We start from the raw sequence: 15,187 nt of genomic DNA, 5'->3' as shown, positions 1-15,187 counted from the left end.
TGTAAATGATTTTATTATAGTTTTCTAAATTTTTTATTAACAAGAGGTGATAAAAATGACTAATGTAGTAGTATCAGGTGAGCAGTTGCAAGAAGCCTTTCGTGAAGTTGCAGCAATAGTGGATTCAACGGTAGCAATAACTGCAGGACCTAGAGGAAAAACAGTAGGGATTAATAAGCCCTATGGAGCACCAGAAATTACAAAAGATGGTTATAAGGTGATGAAGGGTATCAAGCCTGAAAAACCATTAAACGCTGCGATAGCAAGCATCTTTGCACAGAGTTGTTCTCAATGTAACGATAAAGTTGGTGATGGTACAACAACGTGCTCAATACTAACTAGCAACATGATAATGGAAGCTTCAAAATCAATTGCTGCTGGAAACGATCGTGTTGGTATTAAAAACGGAATACAGAAGGCAAAAGATGTAATATTAAAGGAAATTGCGTCAATGTCTCGTACAATTTCTCTAGAGAAAATAGACGAAGTGGCACAAGTTGCAATAATCTCTGCAAATGGTGATAAGGATATAGGTAACAGTATCGCTGATTCCGTGAAAAAAGTTGGAAAAGAGGGTGTAATAACTGTTGAAGAGAGTAAAGGTTCAAAAGAGTTAGAAGTTGAGCTGACTACTGGCATGCAATTTGATCGCGGTTATCTCTCTCCGTATTTTATTACAAATAATGAAAAAATGATCGTGGAGCTTGATAATCCTTATCTATTAATTACAGAGAAAAAATTAAATATTATTCAACCTTTACTTCCTATTCTTGAAGCTATTGTTAAATCTGGTAAACCTTTGGTTATTATTGCAGAGGATATCGAAGGTGAAGCATTAAGCACTTTAGTTATCAATAAATTGCGTGGTGGTTTAAAAGTTGCTGCAGTAAAAGCTCCAGGTTTTGGTGACAGAAGAAAGGAGATGCTCGAAGACATAGCAACTTTAACTGGTGCTAAGTACGTCATAAAAGATGAACTTGGAATCAAGATGGAAGATCTCACGCTTGATGATCTTGGTACGGCTAAAAATGTTAAAATTACTAAAGATAATACCACAGTTGTCAGCGAAAATAGCGATTCTGACAGTGTGAAAGCTAGAATCGAGCAGATTAAATCTCAAATTGAAACTTCAACTTCTGATTATGATAAAGAAAAGCTAAGAGAACGTTTAGCGAAATTATCAGGTGGCGTTGCTGTGCTCAAAGTTGGTGGAGCAACTGAAGTGGAAGTTAAAGAACGTAGAGATAGAGTCGAAGATGCGCTGCATGCAACAAGAGCTGCAATTGAAGAAGGTATAGTTCCAGGTGGTGGGGTTGCGCTTCTTTATGCTTCATCTGTTCTCGACAAATTAAAAGGTGCAAGTGACGAGGAACAAATAGGCATAAACATTATCAAGAAAGTTCTCAGTGCTCCAATTAGAAGGTTAGTCAAAAATGCTGGTCTTGAATCTGCTGTTATAATTGACTATTTGATTAAGCAGAATGATAAAGAGCTTATATACAACGTTGAGGCTATGAATTACGCTAATGCATTTACAGCTGGTGTGATTGATCCAGCAAAAGTGGTGCGTATTGCTTTTGAAACAGCGGTATCTGTTGCGAGTGTGCTGATAACTACTGAATCTATGATAGTTGATGTACCAAGCAAAGAAAATGCTTCATCTCCTATGGGTGCAGGAGAAATGAGTGGCATGGGTGGATTCTAAGTAGAATGAAACCGTGGAGCAATTGCTCCACGGTAGTTCCAAAAAATCTCACATTTTACTATTCGTTAAAGGTAATACGTTTGGTGCAGAAATGCACTACTGTTTGCATCCGTTTCACTCCTTTGTATTGTGGTTGTCTAATAACAAAAAGGCAGCATAAGAAAACTATAACCCCTAGTATATTTATACTATAGCTGACCCAAGCAACACGTCATACCGCGATTCATTCCACAACTGTACGAACATTACAATATGGCACATAGTAAACGATGTCATGAAAGTAGCTGACACTGGAATGACACCCTTTTGGATGGAAACCAGTGTCACGCACTGGCATGACACCCATTTGTTCCTATAGTTGTCTTTTCTCGTCTACCTTATTTTGCCACTCTGCTGAACAGATACAATTTACAACCACCCCCCTACCCTTTTTAGTTGTTCAGCAAATATAGAGAGGTTAAAGGGAGTGGTATTACTTAAACAACTAAATAAAAAACCAGGTAGATCATTCTGAAATTCTTGCATTTTTGTCCATAATTTTGTTAAATAACTTCCCTTTTGGTCATATCGAACCAAATTTCTTTTTCACACCACCTTTTAAGCCACTTTCGTTAGTTTTGGTCATAATGCGATCAAACACTCCCAATAACCTCTTTAATAGGTTTGGAGTTAGCGAAGAGATAAGATCAACAGATACGTTATTGTTTTTGTCATCACCACTTGCTTTATAGTCTATTGAAACGATTCCCCTACTTTTCCCACCAGTAAGAAGTTTTCCAATTATAGGAATTTTTAACAAAGATTTATTAATTAAATATGCTGGTATTACTTGTCCTGCAACCTGGAATTTATAATTTCTAATATCGAGCTTACCACCAGTGCTAATACCTAACTCCGCCCCTTCAAGCCAAGATTCTTCAATTTCAATAGTGCCATCTTTGTATGAAAAAGGTGCATTACATTTGTAAAAGTATACACCTTCATTTTTTATGGCATTTACAATGCCAGGCAATGAAGACATCGACAATAAAGTAGTAAGTAGTGGAGCATCTTTGATGTAGAAATTGCTAATGGATAACGTACCATAATGTTCTCCACTTTCTCTCTGAGGAGAGAGATAAAAAGACAATTTGCCGTTTTTAATTGATTTACTAATGCCTAAGGAACGCAAAAGCATACCTGAATTATCCGCATATATTTCGAGCCCTATTCCACTGTATTCTGCTAGTATGTTGCTGCTATCTTCCAGAAACTGCCCTGTAAATTGACTTCCATTGCAATTACCTTTAGTACAGGTTACATTCAGCTTAGCATTTTTGATAACGATGCCTTCTTTCATAATTACATTGTCAACATTCATACTAATCTCTATATCTTTATTTAATCCATTACTGTTTTTGCCAAGCAAGCCTAAAATATCACTTAAGTTAATTTCCTCACCATAAATAGTTATGGCATTTTTCTCCTTACCTGATTCAATTTCTATACTAAAATCATTATCAGGCAATTTAAAGCTACTAGAATTTAAATATAAATTTCCATTTTCTACTCTTCCGCTGAATTTTATATCTAGGTCATTTCCTACAATGTCTAATTTATCTACTAACAATTCACCTGCTCCTTTTAACCTTGTAGAAAACAAAATTTTATTGTGATCTTCAAAGCGATTTTTCCACCCTAAGTAGCTTGAATGTGATTCAAATTCTGATAAATCTATATCACCATTAACATACCCCGTCTTATCTTGATTTATCACTGACTCTAAATTTGCACTGACATAGCCACTATCAAAATTAAATATTTGAGCGGGTAAATCTCCGGTCAAATTCCAGGCGAAACTTTCATTCCTATTGCTACTTTTCAGGTCAAATAATAGCTGTGTGTTATTCACCATACCACTACCATTTAAATCTATAAAGTCACTGCCAAAACTAAGCTTAATATCATATTTACCAAGACTTGCATTATAGACGGCCAAATTGTCAATTTCAGAATGAAAATTTGCTGAGAAGTCTACTTTTTTGTCATCAGCATTTAGATTAAAAATGCGAAAATTAAATACGGATTTTGCCATTCCACTTACTTTATCCCTTTCAACCTTCACCACATCATCCAGCTTAAATCTTATAGGCTCATATAAACCATACGCATCACTTACAGCTTTGCCATTAATGGTTAGAACTGAATCTTCCTTATTTAGAGATTTCATTTCAATATCACCACCATTAACAGTGAAATTCTGAAACTTAGCGCTATTTACAGTAATTTCAAGATCGTTATTCTTGATGATCAAACCACCCTTTAATTCCTTTACTTGCTCAAAATCTTCATCAAATTTTACGCTACCGTTTTCTATATCAGCAACAATTACAATGTCTGACAGATCGTCATCAACCAAATTGTTAATTTTGCCATTGAAACTTACAATGGTATTTAAAACATCCCCATCAATATTATCACAATACCAGCTTTTAAATTTACTATTTACTACACTATCTGGTATATAAGTACATAAATCCTTTGCAGCAAACTTACTAATATTAATTCTAAGCAAAGCATGACTTGTACTAAAGTTCATTTTGCCTATCAAAGAGAGATACGTGTCATTTAACTTAAAATGGAAGTTTTTTACACTAATAATTCCATCACTATATGTTAAATTTATATTTACATTAGTTAAGGCCAAATTTTTGTTCAAATAATTTTCTGTATTCAATACGTATATATTTCCATCTACAATTTCATCCTTTTTATTAATTTTCACTGAGAAGCTTCCTTTGAATCCTATATTTTTGTCCAAATTGTAGCTTTTAACTAATGTAGAAAACTTGCTCAATAGTCCCAATTTTAGATCATAAAATGTCCCGTACACATTTAGCAAATTGTTGCGATTTTTTATCGTAATTGATAAATCATCCAAAAATCCCTTTCCATCTTTTGTATTCACATGAATATCTAAAACATTAAAATCTTCCCCCTTCCCTATATATAATTTATCAATAAAAAATTCATCTTCTGTGCTTTTATCAATAGCGATGTTAGTAAATTCAATTTTTGAATCCGTATTTAAGTCAAAAAAAAATTCCCTTATTGTTTTTAATAGATTTTTTGCACTACTTTCTGTCATCTTGAAATTCTTCCCTGTCATCCCAGTATCTTTTTTTCCTGTCATCCCAGCACTCGTCCTTGTCATCCAAGTAGCTTGACTACTTGTTTCTTTTTTTCTAGATTCCAGCGTCACGCGCTGGAATGACACCGAAGGAAGGCGGTTACTACTTAAATAATGATTATCCAAAAGGTCTAATGAGTTTTGCGGATTAACATTAGTTTCTTCTCTCTTGATACATACATGCACATTATCAGCTGAAACCTGAGAGAGATTTGTGCTAGCTTTAAATAAGGAACTTAACTTAAAATGTACAAAAAGCTCAGGAACTTTTATAGTAAAATTAGGGTTTGCTATTGCCAAATCCGTAATGACTAAATACGGATCTTTGCCATCTTTCTGCCAAACAACTGAGGTATTCTCCATATTAACGCTTGAGCCAACAAATATTTTTGATATTTTATGTTTAACATAAAAATCAATATAATTAATATTGATTTCTAAAGGCTTAAAAAAAATAAAGAAGCACAATATGAATAATAAAGCTACGGAAAATAATATAGTAATTTTTTTAAGCATCGATTATTGCTTTTCTTGCTAAACTATCAGCCTCCTCATTATACTTATCGCCACTGTGTGCTTTAACCCACTTCCAATCAATTTCGTGTTGTGAAGCAACGTTGTCTAGCTCTTTCCACAATTCCATATTTTTTACTGATTTTTTATTACTTGTTTTCCAGCCATTCATTTTCCACTTATTTATCCATTCTGTTATGCCATGCTTAACATAAAGACTATCCGTATATAAATTAATATTACAAGAAAATTTCAATACTTTCAGCCCATTGATCACCGCTGTTAACTCCATTTTATTGTTTGTGGTATTTTCTTCTCTACCATAAATGTCTTTTCTGTAATCTTGAAATAATATGATAGCTGCCCATCCTCCCGCTCCAGGATTACCAGAACACGCCCCATCCGTATATATTATCACTTCTTTTTTACTCATCTTTGTTTATATCGGTTAACAAAGTATATAGTTGCTTTTATGAAAGCACAATTTCTAAAGGTAGTTTAAGCTGCACCTTTAAATTTTATTATAGAAACAAAAAAAAGTGTGACAACGAGCATTACCAAAAGGAAAAGTAAAAAATAGTTTTTATGCTTCTGCCGTTCTTTCATAACTAAAATAAATCAATAGAACAAAAAATAATACTGGCGAATAGGAAAAATAGATAAGAAATTGAATAAGAAAACATTTTTTTCTGTGAGCTGTGATTCTTGAACTTCATAACAGATACAGCGTACCAAATAAAAACGCAACCTTCAAAGGTTGCCATGCTTAGATAAAGTAAAGCCTTTTTCAAAAATAGAGCCGGAAGCAAGCTAGTTAGCACCAGCAAAACACTATAAATTAATATATATTTTCTTGTTTTTTCCGGACCATAAACAATATTGAACATTGGAATCGATGCCTTTGCATAGTCTTCAGACTTATTTAAAGATAGGGCCCAAAAGTGTGGTGGAGTCCAAATAAAAATTACTAAAAATAAAATGAAACTTTCCCAACTGACAGAATTAGTCACAGCTGCCCAGCCAATCATTGGAGGGAAAGCACCTGCTGCACCACCGATAACGATATTCTGCGGAGTACGCCTTTTTAGCCAAATTGTATATATGAAAACGTAAAATAATATGCTAACAGCAAGCAAAGCAGCAGAAATATAGTTTACTGCTATTGCCATGATAAATACTGACAATATTCCAAGAGTTATACCAAATTCAAGCGCACTTTCTGCAGAAACTCTACCTGAGGGTATAGGGCGGTTTTTTGTCCTTTCCATGAGCAGATCTATGTCTCTGTCATACCACATATTTATAGCACCTGCAGATCCTGAGCCAAGAGCAACACATATAAGAGATATTAGTGCTAGAAAAGGGTGCATACTACCTGGTGCAGTAACCATACCAGCAACTGCAGTAAATACCACAAGATACATTATCCTTGGCTTCAGCAAACGCCAAAAATCCAGTATTGTTGATTCAACATTTAGCAAAACACTTGTGTACATTCTATTTTACCACTGGTGGCTTTTCGAAAGTATGAAAAGGCGGTGGTGAAGATACCATCCATTCCAAGGTGTCACCTTCCCAAGGATTATCTCCAGCTTTCTTGCCCCATTTAAAAAGATGTATAACTATAAACACAAAAAACATAACTGAAACAAAGGACATATACGAACCAATTGAGGATATATAATTCCAAGGGATAAACGCATCAGGATAATCAGGTATACGCCTTGGCATACCAGCTAATCCTAAGAAATGTTGAGGTAAAAAAGTGATATTGGTGCTAATAAAAGTAAGCCAAAAGTGGATTTGACCTAAGCGCTCATTATATTGTTTACCCGACATTTTACCAATCCAATAATAAAAGCCAGCAAAAGCTCCAAATAATGCAGCAAGTGACATGACATAATGGAAGTGAGCAACAACATAATAGGTGTCGTGCAGGAGCTTATCTATTCCACCATGAGAAAGAATTATTCCCGTTATGCCACCGCCAACAAACATGAAAATAAAACCTAGTGCAAATAGCATAGGGGTCTTAAACTCAATTGCTCCACCCCACATAGTTGCAATCCAGCTAAAGACTTTTACACCAGTTATAACACCGATAAAAATTGTGGTAGTGCTAAAAAATGCAGCAGCGTCAGCACTAAGCCCAACAGTGAACATATGGTGAGCCCAAACCATAAAGCCAAATACTGCTATACCTATCATTGCATAAACCATCCCTATGTAACCAAATACAGGTCTGTGAGAAAAAGTTGATACAACCTGACTTATGATGCCAAATGCAGGAAAAATAATTACGTAAACTTCTGGATGACCAAAAAACCAAAATAGATGTTGAAATAACACAGGATCGCCGCCACCGGCAGGATCAAAAAAGGAAGTACCAATATTGCGATCAGTAAGAAGCATAGTTATAGCACCGGCAAGCACTGGTAAGGCAACAATCAACATAAATGCTGTTAGCAAGACAGACCAAACAAACAGTGGCATCTTAGTTAATGACATTCCTTTTGTGCGCATGTTAAATATAGTAACTATAAAGTTGATCGCCCCAACAATTGACGACATACCAGCAACATGAAGTGCAAGTATAGCAATGTCAACTCCTGCACTTGGATGGGACATTACCTGTGATAGAGGTGGATATAAAGTCCAACCTGTACCTGGACCTTCACCAATAAACACTGAGAGAATGAGCAAAATAAAAGATGACACTAATAACCAAAAACTTAAATTATTCATACGAGGAAATGCCATATCTGGTGCGCCAATCATGAGAGGTACAAACCAGTTACCAAATCCTCCCATGAGGGCTGGCATTATCATAAAAAACACCATTATCAACGCATGCCCTGTAACCATTACGTTATATAATTGATAGTTATTGTTAAGTATATTAATGTGCATTAGCTGAGTGCGAATAATCACCGATAATAATCCACCAATAATTCCAGCTAATATGGAAAAAATAATGTACAGTGTCCCTATATCTTTATGATTGGTGGAAAACAACCAACGCTTTATGCCCTTTGGTACGTCACTCATATCTATACTCCAAATTTAACTCACTAATTTTCTATTTTCAATCCACTTATTAAAATCTTCTTTGCTTACTGCTTCAACAACAATTGGCATAAATCCATGGCCTTGACCACACAATTCGTAGCACTGCCCATAATAAACACCAGGCTTTTTGATATTAAACCACGCCTCATTCAGCCTACCTGGTATCGCATCAATTTTTACACCGAAAGCCGGTACTCCCCAACTGTGTATCACATCTCCTGCTGTAACTTGTAAACGAACGTTAGTATTAACGGGTAAAATGATGTTGTTATCAACAGAGAATAGCTTTAAATCTCCTTCGATAAAGTCTTCTTTTCCCTTAATATAACTATCAAATGACACACCTTGATATTCTGGATATTGGTAACTCCAATACCATTGATGGCCAATAACTTTCAGTGTTATATCAGCTTTCGGTATTTCTTCCTGTAGCTTCAGTAATTTAGCGTTTTCAAAGGCTAATATTCCAACAATGATAGTTGGTATAACAAACCAAATAATTTCTAAAGGAACACTATGGGTAGTTTTACTTATGTTTGTTACTTTGCTTTTACGAAAGCGAAACGCTATATAAGCAAGCAGCGCCCACACAAAAAGCATTATTGTAACCATCACAAGCATCACAAACGAATGTGACCTAACTACAGCCTCCATTACTTCAGTTGCAGGAGCAGGAAATCCAAATTGCCAGGAAGTAGGAGCAGAGGCAACAGATATATTTGAGTAAAATATTATCAATAGTGCAAATAACTTCACCATATCTTTTGTTTGTTTACTATAAAACTAAGTGATATACTGTATAATAGTATATATAAACTTACTATGCAAATAGAGATTAGTGATGGTTAATCATTTTTTAGCATTCAACAAGTATAATAGTACAATACTAATTAAGGAAAAAAGCATTTACATAAATCTATTGTAAGTAAAAATATTATAATATTTTAAATTAAGTATTTACTTTAAGTAAATTCTATAATAAGTTTAATAGTGTCTGTTACTGCTAATAACCCTCTAGCCTCACACCTAAAAGCAGTAACAGACACTATTAAACTTTATGACAAGTTTATAATCTGTAAGATCAAAGTCTTACAAGTTTCTTTATTTCAATATACAACGAAATCTTTAGAGAAGCGAAATGGGAAAAGTTTCATGAAGGTCTTTGGCATCTCTTAGCATAGATCCCTTACTTTACCATCATACCGCGATTCATTCGCAGTATCTCAAAGCATAGATCCCGCTAACACGTAGCGGGATGACGATTGTCGTTTAGCCATAAACATTAAGAAATTTACCAAATAAAAAAAAAGGCAAAAGAAACCCCGTGGTGGTTGGCTATTTACTATGTACTAAAATATCGGCGTTTTTTTTGACCTTATCCAGAAAAAGTGGAGAGAAAGTTTGGAATGTTTTTCACAAAGAGAATGATGAATCAAAATGCTCAGGAATGCAATAGTTAATAGTGACGTTGTTTGTTATAAAAAATTTCTATGTATTCAAATATTGCAGTTCTAGTTTGTTGAGCAGAGTGTTGTGAAGTATCAATAAGTATTTCTCTTTTCAATGAGCTAAAGAAGCTTTCCACAACAGAATTGTCGTAACAACAACCTTTATGACTCATCTATGTTTTTTATGGATAAGAGATATTGATAACCTTGCAAAGTATATTGTGAACCTTGATCACTATGTAATAGTAGATTTTTGGCAGGTTTACGCTTGTTAACGGCCATTAATAAAGAGTCCATAACCAATTGTTTATTTATTGAACTGCTCATTAACTACCATGCGTGAATATAGATCGATTATTGTTGCCAAATATAGCCATCCTTCTTTGGTTTTTATATAAGTAATCCCATACTTTATTTGGTTGATCAACAATAAAGTTTTGATCTAGTATATTGGGAGCTACAGCTCTATTATCTGTTTGTTGTTTTTTAATTTTAAACTTTCTTTTCAGTATAGCCCTGATGTCATTTTTCTGCATAATACTTTGCACCGTTTTCAAATTGCAACTTTTACCCAAAGCCTTCAATTCAGCATGAATTTTAGGAGCTCCATATCTACATTTAGAAGCTTGATATATTTTTTGAATATCTGCTAATAACTCTTTATTTGCTGATTCTCTACTGCTTATTTTTCTTGTGGTCCACTTATAGTAGCCACTAGCAGAAAATCCTACATAATTCCTGTACTTTATAGCAGTTACTATATAAAAAAATATTTTACTCTTTTTGACTGGCCAGGGCTTTTTTTAAAATGTCTCTTTCTCTTGTTACTTTTGCTAACTCTTTCTGTAAATCAAATCTCTCTTTGTCATAAGGTGCTACATCTGGAAATGCATTTGCCGCTGACTTTTTTTCGTTATATTTCTTCATCCATTTTCCTAATACACTCTCCCTTATTTCTAGATCTCTTGCTACTTTTGCAACTGGTTGACCTACCTTTCTTTGTTCATTTGCCAGCTTAACAGCTTCCAATTTGAATTCTGCTGTATATTCTCTTGCCATTTCTAATCCTCCAAAATTTTATTTTACCCGAAAAAACTCCTTTCTTTCTCTCCACTTTTTCTGGGTAAGGTCAATTCGGAACTCTATTTCTTTTTTACGATCTTTACTTTTATTCTTATTGTTCATATAATAGACCCTTCACTAATAATAAATTATTTTTAAATGTTTACTGTTATTTTCTTAGCAGTATTGGCATAAAGCCATAGCTTTTGGGTGAAGTCAAATCAAATTTTCAATTTTTTTTTGTTTATTTTTTTATGAAAAGGTAGAAGATATTAATAGCTGCTAATTTCTTTAAACGATGTTGTCGTAGATTCGTATTTTTATACACCAAAAAGGGTATCTTTGATGTCTCCTACAGCTCCAAACTCATAGCATCCATTTGCCGGCCTTTTAAGGCGCTTTATAGAAGGGTTAATAAAAGATGTACAAAAACGTCTAAGGTGCATAGTAGCATTCTAAAGCCATCTATGGGAGACATTTTTTTCATCAACGCATTCAAAACTTAAAAAAATAAAAAACTTGAACATTTCTTCAGAATTATGTATAATTATTAATGCTTTTTAAGGTTCTTTCTTATGACTTTTTCTTGATCCCAAAAATGATGTATCGTTTAAGCGTATCTTCGGTACTGAAAAAAATAGAGATATCCTTATTCACTTCCTCAATGATATTCTTGGCTTTACTGGTAAAAATGAAATAAAGGATATAGAGTTTTTAAGTACTATTCAAGACCCCGATATCGCCGCTAAAAAGCAAAGTATTGTTGATGTTCTCTGTAGAGATTCTACAGGTGCTCAATACATTTGCGAAATGCAGGTCGCTAAAACTAAAGGCTTTGAAAAACGTGCCCAATACTATGCTGCTAAAGCTTACTCAAGGCAAGCTGATAAAGGTGACCAGTATCATAACCTTAAGGAAATTATCTTCATTGCTATAGCAGATTGTGTACTGTTTCCTAATAAATCTGAGTACAAATCAAAGCATACTATTCGAGATGAAGACACTAATGAGCATGATCTAAAAGATTTCTATTTTATATTTATTGAGTTGCCAAAATTTCCAAAGAATAAGGAAGATCAGTTGGAAAATATAGTTGAAAAATGGGTTTATTTTTTTCGATATGCAGATGAGACTAGTGAAGAAGAGCTGGAAAAAATAATAGGTAGTGATGTAATAATTAAAAAGGCCTATGAAGAGCTAAATAGATTCAACTGGTCAGAAAAAGAATTTATTGCCTATGAACAGGAAATAAAACGTATTCTTGATGAACAGGCTGTCCTCGCTCAAAAACTTGATGATGCTACTGAAAAAGGTAGAGAAGAAGGTAAAGAAGAAGGCATCCAAATCGGACATGAAAAAGGCAGAAAAGCAGAGAAAATCGAAGTGGCAAAGAACTCACTTAAGGCCGGTGTCTCTATTGATGTTATCGCTCAAATTACCGGCCTTTCGATAGATGAAATTCAAAAATTAAGGAATTAATACTTTACCTTGACCTCTAGCTTGAGTTAAATGACATTGAACAGAAGTATTATTTAGATAACTTTTAGGCTCCAAGCTTATTTGTTGTTCTTTTACGTCACTCACTTCTAATCTGCTTAACATTTGTTGCATTAATTGATTTATTACTGGGTCTATTCTTCTATTAAATTCAGCCATAAACTTATCAAACTTTTTCGGACTTAATCTACCGGGATCTCCGGGTTCTCTACCAGGCAAAGATAATCAGGAAAGGACTCCTTTACATTTGAGTATTCAAATTGGCAGGACAGATGTAGTAAATACTCTAATAGACAAAAAAGCAGAGATTAATGCAAAAGATAGACAGGGAAGGACTCCTTTACATTTGAGTGTTCAAATTGGCAGGACAGATGTAGTAAATACTCTAATAGACAAAAAAGCAGAGATTAATGCAAAAGATAATCAGGGAAGGACTCCTTTACATTTGAGTATTCAAATTGGCAGGACAGATGTAGTAAATACTCTAATAGACAAAAAAGCAGAGATTAATGCAAAAGATAATCAGGGAAGGACTCCTTTACATTATGCTGCTAGCGGAAAGGTAGTAAATACTCTAATAGACAAAAAAGCAGAGATTAATGCAAAAGATAGACAGGGAAGGACTCCTTTACATTGGGCTGCTAGCAAAGGTGGTATAGAGGTAGTAAATGCTCTAATAGAAAAAGGGGCAGATGTTAATGCAGTGAATAAGTATGGAGATGCACCTCTGCGTTTTGCTGCTCGAGATGGCCATATAGATATAGTGAAAGCTCTAATACAAGGAGGTGCTAATGTTAACGCAAGAAATAGTGACGGTACTCCATTACATACAGCTTATGGCCATGAAGAGATAGTAAAACTTCTAATAGAAAAAGGGGCAGATGTTAATGCAGTGAATAGTAATGGAGATACACCTCTGCGTTTTGCTGATCGAAATGGCCATATAGATACAGTGAAAGCTCTAATAAATTACGTAACAAAACTAGAAGCTGCTGATCTGTATGTTAGTCAAAAGAACTTAGAAGAAAAGAATAGATTGATAGGTGATTTGCACGATCTACACAGTAGTTATCCACAACATCTTCAAAACTGTAAAAAAGAAGTCAAAAAGATTGAAAAAGAAAGTCAGAGGTTGTCCGGAAACTAGTAAATTCAAGCATATTCCCTCTTTAACATAACCCTACTCATAGCTAGGTATATGAAATTCTCAGTGGATGTTGTGAGTAAATCATACTCCTTCGATAGCCTTCTATTCCTATTAACCCAAGCAAAAGTCCTTTCTACAACCCATCTTCTTGGCTGTACTTTAAACCCTTGTTCTCTTGTTGGTAGTAGCTCAGGTGGCGTATCTTTGTGCACCCAAAATCTACATGGAGGCCTTTTAACAATTTCAATATCTATGTCATATTCTTCCTTTATGTGATTCTTTAAATTTCTTCCTTGGTATCCCATGTCAGCCCACATTTTTTTAACTTTAGTATATTTTGTTCTCATATTGTTTAATGCTATTTTCATACCATCTCTATCATTTTCGTTAGCAGCGCCTACGTAACAACCTAGTATAAAACCCTGAGTGTCTGTAATTATATGCCTTTTTCTACCCTTTACTTTTTTACTTCCATCATAGCCTTTGATCCCCCCTTTTCTGTAGTCTTTACAGATTGACTATCTACTATACAGGCACTCGGCTGCTCATTCCTTCCTATTTTTCTTCTACTATATTTTGTAATTTCATAATTCATTTTCTCAAAAATTCCCTGCTTCTTCCATTGCCTGAACTGCTCATACACAGTCTTCCATAGCGGAAAATCATTTGGTAAATACCGCCATTGACACCCTGTACGCAATACATAGAAAATTGCTTCTAATATTTCTCTTTTGCTATACTTTGGCGGCCTTCCTCCTTTCTTGTATGATACTCTGAAGTGTTTTTCTATTCTTGCCCATTCCCTTTCGCTTAGATCTGTTGGATACTTTTTTCTCATCTTTACCCCGTACTAAAATTTCAGATATTATAGCCTTTTACTTGTTTCCGGACAACCTCTCAGGAACTACATTCCTTTTTGAAAAAAAGTGATATTAATGAACTAATTAGTGTGTGGGAAAGGAATGCAGACATACAGAATCAGATTGATAATCACGATAACCTAAAAGAGCAATATCCAGAATACGCTCATATTTTAATTAATAAAGCTAATGAAGTGAAAAAAGAAATTTTTCTGCACAATCATAAGCCGCTAATTGATGCTTTATCAGCACATTATAAATGTGATATAAAAACAATGACATTTGCTGGTATAGAAAACTTTTTTAAAGTTGTTCACAGGGATGATTTTAAAGAAAAGCTAGGAAATGGAGGAATAACTCTGAAAAACTTTGTAGATTTAAAAAATGTTGAAAAGAGAGATGATGTTCCTAAGTTAGGAGTAATTGCATTTAAGCATGGGTGTCAATTAAGTGAACCAAGGGTAACAAGAGTAATTGATCAGGCTCTTTCTCTCTAATAGGATCATTGAGCAAACTGTGGGTTCATGGTAGGAAAAAATTGACCTTACCCAAGAGAAGAAGAAAGAAAAATTTTCATAATCAAAGTGTTTTTTTAGAAGGAGCAGTAATGACACAAGGAAATTGGGACTCTGACAAAAATTTTGCAGGGTAGCTTGTTATATAGCTAAAAAGAACCAAATAGCAGGTTCACAATGTCAGTGAAGTTTATGAAGTTAG

Annotated in this window: 12 protein-coding genes and 2 pseudogenes; 5 read left to right on the top strand and 9 right to left on the bottom strand. The window is 34.4% G+C overall.

The genetic code is table 11. From position 1 onward, the window contains the following. Positions 1-55: 55 nt before the first annotated feature. A complete protein-coding gene (gene groL / locus R0F62_RS04405; RefSeq protein ID WP_010962503.1) occupies positions 56-1,705 on the top strand; it encodes a chaperonin GroEL in 1,650 nt (549 codons plus the stop codon). A 223-nt stretch (positions 1,706-1,928) separates the two neighbouring features. Here the strand turns inward: groL and R0F62_RS04400 are convergent, their stop codons facing one another. From R0F62_RS04400 to R0F62_RS06795, 7 genes and pseudogenes are all read right to left on the bottom strand, one after another. After that, entirely contained in the window at positions 1,929-2,051 is a 123-nt protein-coding gene (locus R0F62_RS04400; protein WP_255703183.1) for a hypothetical protein, read from the bottom strand. A gap of 216 nt (positions 2,052-2,267) precedes the next feature. Continuing rightward, on the bottom strand, positions 2,268-5,390 hold the full coding sequence (locus R0F62_RS04395) for a YhdP family protein (protein ID WP_274979311.1): 3,123 nt from the start codon (positions 5,388-5,390) through the stop codon (positions 2,268-2,270). Continuing rightward, positions 5,383-5,820 carry a ribonuclease HI gene (gene rnhA, locus R0F62_RS04390; RefSeq protein WP_010082655.1) on the bottom strand — a complete coding sequence of 146 codons (438 nt, stop codon included), beginning with the start codon at positions 5,818-5,820 and terminating at the stop codon, positions 5,383-5,385. Before rnhA ends, R0F62_RS04395 begins: the two co-directional genes overlap by 8 nt. A gap of 175 nt (positions 5,821-5,995) precedes the next feature. Continuing rightward, a complete protein-coding gene (locus R0F62_RS04385) occupies positions 5,996-6,883 on the bottom strand; it encodes a heme o synthase (RefSeq protein ID WP_274979310.1) in 888 nt (295 codons plus the stop codon). 1 nt (position 6,884) lies between these two features. Then, a complete protein-coding gene (gene ctaD, locus R0F62_RS04380) occupies positions 6,885-8,435 on the bottom strand; it encodes a cytochrome c oxidase subunit I (protein WP_274979309.1) in 1,551 nt (516 codons plus the stop codon). Between the two features lie 15 nt (positions 8,436-8,450). Further along, positions 8,451-9,215: a cytochrome c oxidase subunit II gene (gene coxB, locus R0F62_RS04375; protein WP_010962498.1), complete on the bottom strand. Its 765-nt coding sequence runs from the start codon at positions 9,213-9,215 to the stop codon at positions 8,451-8,453. Between the two features lie 654 nt (positions 9,216-9,869). Then, positions 9,870-10,963, bottom strand: a pseudogene (locus R0F62_RS06795) (IS3 family transposase). Between the two features lie 621 nt (positions 10,964-11,584). Between R0F62_RS06795 and R0F62_RS04355 the strand changes: the two are divergent. Further along, positions 11,585-12,445, top strand: coding sequence for an Rpn family recombination-promoting nuclease/putative transposase (locus R0F62_RS04355; protein WP_317051410.1), 861 nt, complete (start codon positions 11,585-11,587; stop codon positions 12,443-12,445). Here the strand turns inward: R0F62_RS04355 and R0F62_RS04350 are convergent. Beyond that, a complete protein-coding gene (locus tag R0F62_RS04350; RefSeq protein ID WP_251371787.1) occupies positions 12,434-12,682 on the bottom strand; it encodes a hypothetical protein in 249 nt (82 codons plus the stop codon). The genes R0F62_RS04355 and R0F62_RS04350 overlap by 12 nt on opposite strands. 28 nt (positions 12,683-12,710) lie before the next feature. On the opposite strand from R0F62_RS04350, the gene R0F62_RS04345 reads away from it, so the two are divergent. Then, positions 12,711-13,610 (top strand): ankyrin repeat domain-containing protein, encoded by a 900-nt coding sequence (locus tag R0F62_RS04345; protein WP_317051337.1) that lies wholly within the window; start codon positions 12,711-12,713, stop codon positions 13,608-13,610. A 5-nt stretch (positions 13,611-13,615) separates the two neighbouring features. Here the strand turns inward: R0F62_RS04345 and R0F62_RS04340 are convergent. Further along, positions 13,616-14,448 (bottom strand): annotated as a pseudogene (locus R0F62_RS04340) (IS5 family transposase). Between the two features lie 78 nt (positions 14,449-14,526). Between R0F62_RS04340 and R0F62_RS04335 the strand changes: the two are divergent. Continuing rightward, a complete protein-coding gene (locus tag R0F62_RS04335) occupies positions 14,527-14,967 on the top strand; it encodes a hypothetical protein (protein ID WP_317051335.1) in 441 nt (146 codons plus the stop codon). Positions 14,968-14,975: 8 nt separating this feature from the next. After that, positions 14,976-15,122: a hypothetical protein gene (locus R0F62_RS04330; protein ID WP_317051334.1), complete on the top strand. Its 147-nt coding sequence runs from the start codon at positions 14,976-14,978 to the stop codon at positions 15,120-15,122. Positions 15,123-15,187 lie beyond the last annotated feature (65 nt).

Source organism: Wolbachia endosymbiont of Drosophila aff. chauvacae BK-2020, assembly GCF_032848195.1.
Classification (GTDB): Bacteria; Pseudomonadota; Alphaproteobacteria; order Rickettsiales; family Anaplasmataceae; genus Wolbachia; species Wolbachia pipientis.
The sequence above is the reverse complement of the archived record's forward strand: the minus strand, read 5'-3'. Positions and strand labels throughout refer to the sequence as shown.